Origin of the sequence: Bacillus sp. AR2-1, assembly GCF_008368755.1 — a bacterium.
GTDB classification, from domain to species: Bacteria; Bacillota; Bacilli; order Bacillales; family Bacillaceae_G; genus Bacillus_A; species Bacillus_A wiedmannii.
Window position 1 is genome coordinate 165,769 of record NZ_QORY01000003.1, and the last position, 7,194, is coordinate 172,962.

5 protein-coding genes and 1 pseudogene are annotated in these 7,194 nt (G+C 35.7%); 1 reads left to right on the forward strand and 5 read right to left on the reverse strand.

What is annotated here, in order from left to right:
* The first annotated feature begins 6 nt into the window (after positions 1–6).
* Positions 7–486 carry a CPBP family intramembrane glutamic endopeptidase gene (locus DT250_RS03855; protein ID WP_149212578.1) on the forward strand — a complete coding sequence of 160 codons (480 nt, stop codon included), beginning with the start codon at positions 7–9 and terminating at the stop codon, positions 484–486.
* A 60-nt stretch (positions 487–546) separates the two neighbouring features.
* On the opposite strand, the gene DT250_RS03860 is transcribed toward DT250_RS03855, so the two are convergent.
* From DT250_RS03860 to DT250_RS03880, 5 genes and pseudogenes are all read right to left on the reverse strand, one after another.
* Entirely contained in the window at positions 547–1,170 is a 624-nt protein-coding gene (locus DT250_RS03860) for a GNAT family N-acetyltransferase (RefSeq protein ID WP_149212579.1), read from the reverse strand.
* A gap of 62 nt (positions 1,171–1,232) precedes the next feature.
* Positions 1,233–1,817 (reverse strand): TetR/AcrR family transcriptional regulator, encoded by a 585-nt coding sequence (locus DT250_RS03865; RefSeq protein ID WP_070169424.1) that lies wholly within the window; start codon positions 1,815–1,817, stop codon positions 1,233–1,235.
* 400 nt (positions 1,818–2,217) lie between these two features.
* Entirely contained in the window at positions 2,218–3,591 is a 1,374-nt protein-coding gene (locus DT250_RS03870; protein ID WP_149212580.1) for an alpha/beta hydrolase family protein, read from the reverse strand.
* Positions 3,592–3,732: 141 nt separating this feature from the next.
* Positions 3,733–4,962, reverse strand: a complete 1,230-nt coding sequence (locus DT250_RS03875; protein WP_149212581.1) for an aminopeptidase — start codon at positions 4,960–4,962, stop codon at positions 3,733–3,735.
* A 774-nt stretch (positions 4,963–5,736) separates the two neighbouring features.
* Positions 5,737–7,168 (reverse strand): annotated as a pseudogene (locus tag DT250_RS03880) (IS4 family transposase).
* Positions 7,169–7,194 lie beyond the last annotated feature (26 nt).

Consider the following 7,194-nt stretch of genomic DNA (forward strand, 5'->3'; position numbering starts at 1 on the left):
ATAACAATGATTCAGAAGATACAACATTATTTATATCATTTAAAAGCACCCTGGTTTATACTAGTCATGACTTTTGCATCTTTCTTGTTACCAATGCCAACTAGCTTTCTACCAGGAGGTATACAAAAAAATCCTATTGAAGATGAAGATTTATCAGTTCAAATAGTCGATGGTATAGTCCTTGCACCTTTATTAGAAACAGCTCTATATCAAATGTTTGTATTTTGGATTTTAAGATTAATTCCCGGGATGGAAAAATACAATAAATCAATTATCTTTATTTCATCTTGTATATTTGGATTGAGCCACAGTTTTGGCTATACTTATATGTTATATGCTGGAATTATGGGATGGGTATTTGCATACTCTTATTGGAATTATACACAGAAAAAAGAAAATGGACATACTAAAATTTCAGCGTTTTGGATTGTATGGAGTATACATATCATACATAATATTGTTGTCTTTTTAGCTAAAAATTTTTAATCTTGGATTGATATTGATGTGACGGTACCATTAGTACTGCCCTAATACGTTACAACTTTTTTATAACAGGTTGTAACGTCCTATGTTTTTGACCATTCTGTACAACGATAACTTTGGTTTACTGATTTGACTTGTAATCTGGTAGCCTAACCTCTGATACAATTTAATGGCAAGTTGGTTCTCTTTCTTTACCGTTAGTGAGCATTTGGCAAAGCCTTGCAGGGAAGCTTGTTCCTCGGCAAACTCAAGTAGTCTGGTACCTATCCCCAGTCCTCGACTTTCAGGCAATAAAGCGATTGTTCCGATGTGAAACTCGTCATCTTCTCCCTCCTTCAAGGTAATCATGGAATAAAGCATTTTGATATTCAGAATGTTATAAAAAACAAAACCCAACTTTCCGAATGAAAGCAGCTGTTTAAAAGTGGGCCAAGCAAGACGATTTAAAACGGGGATGGGATAGCAAGTAATCATCCCTAGAGTTTTTCCGTCCATTTGAGCTTCATAAGCGTATTGATGACTAAAACGGTTGTTCCCCTGCCGCCATAGCTTACAAAAAGTCCCTTCGACTTTGTTCTTCTCCTCAGATCCTGCAAGTGCAAATGCCATGTATTCCAATGCCATTACATTTAGCTGGGCACCGACCATGGATTGATGAACAGCCTTTACAATAGAGATTTTATTCATTTCCCAGTACTCCTTTTCGCTTTCTATATTATTGATGTTAATTATCATGGATTTGTATCATTTCACTTCCCTCTCGACTCATCCTTAGCTTTGAAACCATAATAAAATGTATTTAAAACAAGCTCTGCAGCAGATTTTTTAGCCACATTTCCTTCATGTACCTGTTCCCAAGTATGGAAAAGCAGGGCATAAAGCGTATTCAAAATCCATTCGCTGCTAACCGTTTGCTGAAAGTAACCTTTTTGTTGTAACAGCTCAATAACGCGTCGTAAGGGTTCCCTCAGCTTCTCTTCGGCTTCACCTAATTCTTTGTTGTTAAATACAGATGCATCATGACCTAGAAAATAGATTTTGTCACCTAAAGGGATTAACGCTTCAATGAGTTCTGGGATATAGTTTTCGCTTCTATCCTCATCCAGTGGAATCTGGTTTACGGTATCACTTACCAATTGTATAGCTCGATGGCCCAAGAATAGCATCAATTTCTCTCTGCTTTCGACGTAGCGATGGAGTGTAGCAATGCCAATTCCCGCATATTCCGCAATTTCATTCATCGAAGCAGTAGGATTTTCAACCAGCAATATAGTAGCCGAATCAAGAATTGCGTTAAATCTCGCTTCCTTTAACGTTGATAAGTCTTTCTTCATCGTCAATCTCTCCCTTTTTATATATAAAGTCTTCATTTTTTGATAGATAAATATATCATTTGATATTATGATAAACAATCCCAAACAAAGTGTCCAGCTGCTGAATGTAGCTTTTCCAAAAGAATTATATTACTGAAACTGATGGTACTTAAATGTTTCATTTTTAGCATTTCATTATTTAGATGACGATGAAGAAATTAATTTTTTAATGTAATAAATACAAAAGCTAAAGGAAATGGTACAAGTCGCTTTCTTAGTAGAGAAAATGATCACATTAGCTGGGTTTTCCAAGCTATTTTTACGATGTTCCCTTGTGATATTTTTATTTTTTTCACTAATATGGTTATCCTTCTTGCTAATTTCTTCAGCATTTTTTCATGAAGGTACTTTCTGCATAAAGTTATCGGTTTACTTTAAAATTCACTTCCGGGTATTTGTTCATCAGCCTTTTAAGGTTTGAGCCATCATCCTTCTGTTTTACATACTGGTCAAAAAATGCCAGGCTGAATTCGTTGATAATGCGATGAACTTCCTTTGGATTTTCACCTGGGCTCTGCAACAGTGGGGAGAACAAATGTAAATCAGTGAAGCTTGTATGATCTGTATGAGGAATGACCATTGACATACCACCGCCAGCTAACCCACGTTCATATCGCTCCGTCACTTTATCGGGATCTGCTTCATCAGGCTCTTCTGCACTCATGAGCAGAAATGGTTTTCCAATCCCACTTTCAGGTAAAATTTCCCCATACAAAGCGCCATCCATATTAATAGCTGCTTTGACACGAGAATCTTTTGTAAGTATTTGTGCTGCGGTAGCTCCACCGTAAGAGTGCCCAAACATTCCAATTCGTGAGGTATCAAGCCTTCCTGTAAAGAAGCCGGTCTCATCGTTTTGGTTAAGTTTCTCTATCTGATTAAGCACAAAGGTGACATCTTCCTCCCATAATTTTATGTGGCTATCCCCTTCGTCATCAGTTAAATTGAAGGGCTGTACGTAAGCAACTCGACCATCTGGAAAGACGGTAGCTGCAGTATCAAAGGTATGATCGATACTTAGAACAATATAGCCTTGACTAGCCAACTCCTCAACTTCAAACGTGTTTTGATTACGAAAACCATTAAAACCATGAGAGAAAAGTAATATAGGATATTGATTCTCTGAGTCTGAGAGTTCTAAATCAATAAACGAATGAGATTTTACCAATTCTAAGTGGCTGAATGCAAATGCAGGAATGGACAATGTTTTTTCCAATCCCTTAGAGAGTTCATTTATGTTACGAATATAAGGTTCTTGATCCCCCTTGCTTTTTTCAGCTGCAGGATACCAAATTTGCACCATCAGTTCGCGTCGATCATTTGGATTTTGCGAATATGGTTCATTTCTTTGATGATCAACCCAATGATATAGCTTCGTACCGATCCTATGTGGGCCTGTTGGTTCTTCAAATGAAAATACTGGCATAAGTAAGGGTAGCGCAACTGCTACAGACAAATAGATGCACAACAACAAAGTTTTAACTAAGAATATCCCCCGGCTTCTAAAGCCATTTTTCCGCCCCGCTAATAAATAGCATAAAATCAAGATAACTGGGGATGCATATGCCGGAATCATCTGCCATCTAAAACCTTCTACCAATAGCTGAACTGTAACCATTACAACAGCAACCAAAGTAGCTAATTTAGACCACTTTTTCGTTTCTCTGTCTACTAACAGTATCCAACTCAATAGACTAAAATTCACAACTATCAAAACGATTTCCCAGAAATTCATTGGCCTATCTCCTTTGAATGCATTTTACTTCTAATTAAAGAGGTAATTTTCAATCTGAGCAAAAACATATGAAACACCTATATAGTTGCACCAATTATGCTTAATAATCGTTTCATATACTCCTTTCTTCAAATTAATAACTTAAAATGCCCAGCTACCTTTACGGAAAATTGGCTCTACAGTTCCATCTGGTAAAATACCATCGATGTCCATCTCACTGCTGCCAATCATAAAGTCCTCATGTATTACTGAAATATTTGCACCTAACGTTTCGAGTTGATCGTTTTCTAAATCCCTTCCATTTTCTAAGCAAGTTGGATAAGCTGTACCAATCGCTAAATGGTTCGATGCATTTTCATCAAACAATGTATTAAAATATAAAATCCCCGATGCTGAAATTGGCGATAGATGTGGTACAAGTGCTAGCTCACCTAAATAGCAGGCGCCTTCATCCACATTAATAAGCTCATGTAATAAATCATGTCCTATCTGTGCTTCAGCTTTAATAATTTTTCCTTCTTCAAATGTCAGTTTAAAGCCGTCGATAATATTCCCTTGATAAACTAATGGTTTTGTATTGCTTACATAGCCATTTACACCTTGTTTCATCGGTAACGTATAAACCTCTTCTGTCGGCATATTAGCCATAAAGTTAGTATCATCTGGCGTTTTACCACCTCCAGTAATCCATTTATGCTCTGGTGCTAATGCAATTGTTAAATCAGTACCTGGTGATGTATAGTGAAGCTTCGCATATTTTTTATTGTTCAGTAGGACCGCACGAGATTCTAAATGTGTTACATGTTGACGCCATTTTTCAACAGCATTGCCTTCACCGATACGAACAGCTTTAAAAATAACCTCCCATAATGCTGGTACTTGCTCCTCAGATGCTAAATTCGGAAACACCTTTGATGCCCACTTTGATGAAGGAACTGCTACCATCGACCAAGCTATTAAATCCTTCATTACGGCGTTGCGATTGTTTTCTAGAGCAGCTCCTGATACCTTTTGATAGGTAGCTAGACGATCAGCTGAAATACCTGTAAATTTATCAGGATCTGTAGCATCTATTATTAATAGTGCGCCTTTACGTTCAATCAGCTCATCATTCATTTTGACTATCCATTCTGGGAAATGATTAAATTCCTCATCTGAGGCATGATCAAAGTAAGCACGATCCATTTCCTCATCAGTAAAATTAACATGAACACGTCCTGCCCCAGCCTTATAGGCCTCTTTCACAACTAAACGAACGAAATCCAATGCATCCACTGATGTATTGACTAATAAATATTGCCCTGGTTGAATATTGACACCAATTTTCACCGTAAGTTCTGCATATGCTTGTAATTTTTCTTCAAAAGTCATATTATTTACCTCGCTTTTATCCAATAATTTTTGAATTCCCCTTACTAGCTTGCCTTCATACCATACTTTGTGAATAGGTTTTTCAGGATTTTCTCTTGTCTATTTTTACGTTTTTCAACTAATGGATTTTTTCAATTCATTAGTTATCTCTTAAAATAAATTTAGTTACTAGACGAGAATATATTTCAATGAGTTTCGATGTTTTTACCAAATAATCCAATTCAAGGGTATCAAGCACTACTTAAATTTATAGCGTTCTTTATTGTGAAAGCTCACTCATTTCTTCCCAATCTTTTCATTGCTGCTGCACCTAAAGGCTTTCCACCAATGTGGAGTTTAACAATTTCAATCACACCTTTCTCTGTATAAAGTCATTTTTGATAGATAATACTATCATTTAATACAAATATAAATCATTTAAGATTAATTATCAAGCCGTTAAACTTATTTTTTCAAATTTTTGGTAGAGAACTAAGTGAAGCTGGATTCTATCTGAGGGAGCGATATCAGAAAGATCTTTATGCACACAGTACGAAATTACTGCTAAATATTAACGAGCCGATGTACTCTTAACTGGGTAAAAATCGGCTTTTTTGTTTCAAAATTTGCTTAGCGTATATTTTCTTTAAAATGTGGGCGATACCCCATGCCCATCAAGCTAAGCCTATTTAAATTTAATTTCATATGAAATTTTTTCTTTTTTCTAAAGATCCAGTGTAATTTCTATAAAGATTTGCATACCAAATAAACCCCTTCGGGTTTCAATTTTTTTGATTACGCTAAATGATTGTGAGACGTAGAAAAATTGTATACGATGCCTAAGATATCAAAGACTGTTTTCTTCTCATACCGATGGGATTTTCGTCCGTTTTTCTGTAAGAGATTGAACAGACGAAACAAGATCTTTGTTAATTCTTGGATGTCTTTTTGTAAAGATTGATAGATAAGTGGAAAATAATCTTTTATGATATAAATCGCTTTATATTCGCTTAATTCTCGTTTCTTCTTGATGAGGAGTAATTGGCGCATTTGAAACATTGGTGGAGGAACAAAGCAGGATGCTAATTAATTGTCCGTATAAGTGACATTCTAGTCGTTCTAATTTTACAGAATTACAGTGATGAATACGAAAAAATGATTTCCATGTTTTAAAGATAAGTTCAATTTGCCATCGTAAGGAGTAAAAATCGTATACTTGTTCTTTTGGTAGATATTCCAATGGAATATTTGTAATGTAAAAGTTAATTGCACTAAGTCGTTTACTGCGATCTTTATAGGTAATTTGCTTCTTATGTTCTTTAGATGCTAAATCCTTTTGCCTACGTTTCATTTGCGTTTCAGTTAATTTATACAAAATAAGTCTTGCAGGAAGCTTTTGATACATTCCGATATAAATCTCAGGGATTTCATATGTTTCACCAGGTTGTAATTGGTCAATAAATTGTTCCATATCTAGTTGGATGTACTCAGAATGTTTTTTCATCATTCCATTTTGAAAGTATTCAGGCTCTTTGTTTCTCTGATATATACGAGTATTGAGCTTTAATCGTGAAATAAAATAAGCACCACACTCGCTTATAGTATGTAGATCTTTTAAGTCGAAGTATCCTAAATCACGTATAAATACATCGTGCGGTTGAAGAGACGTTAAACATGTAGAACCATAAGTTTTATCATTGTGCTTTCCCGATCCTACATGAACATGTAGGAACTGACCATTTAGTAAATCATACTCAAGTTGAATTTTCACACCTGCACTATGCCCACTACCTCCTGAACCTTGATATGTAGAGGCGAATTTATCTGGAATCTGAAAATGTGTAGAATCCAATACACGAATCCTACGAAAATAGTTTGTATACGATGTTAGAATGTGGCTAGATGAACAAAATTGTTGATGGAGTAAAGATGTTAATATTTGTTGTAAAAACTGAACAGCTTGAGAGTTAAAGCGTTGATTGAGTCCTTCTGGACTCATAGAAATACCTGTGTTAGCTTCTAATCGACTACATAGTTGTGTCAATGAAGTGTTCGCTAAGTTTTGGCTTAACCAGACACACAGAGCAACTAAATCTTGTGCACGATATTTGCTTTTTCGTTGGACAAATCCTAGTTCTCTGGCTAACTTTTCTAAAGCATGCGGTGACATATATCGTTGCAATTCTTGAGAAAACAATTCTAGTTCATCAGAAATCGATAAATTCATACCAAAAACGCCATCCTTTCTGTATA

What these genes read in the sequence shown, in the direction of transcription:
- DT250_RS03855 (WP_149212578.1), top strand. Translation starts at nt 7, where the DNA reads ATGATTCAGAAGATACAACATTATTTATATCATTTAAAAGCACCCTGG.
- DT250_RS03860 (WP_149212579.1), bottom strand. Translation starts at nt 1,170, where the DNA reads ATGAATAAAATCTCTATTGTAAAGGCTGTTCATCAATCCATGGTCGGT.
- DT250_RS03865 (WP_070169424.1), bottom strand. Translation starts at nt 1,817, where the DNA reads ATGAAGAAAGACTTATCAACGTTAAAGGAAGCGAGATTTAACGCAATT.
- DT250_RS03870 (WP_149212580.1), bottom strand. Translation starts at nt 3,591, where the DNA reads ATGAATTTCTGGGAAATCGTTTTGATAGTTGTGAATTTTAGTCTATTG.
- DT250_RS03875 (WP_149212581.1), bottom strand. Translation starts at nt 4,962, where the DNA reads ATGACTTTTGAAGAAAAATTACAAGCATATGCAGAACTTACGGTGAAA.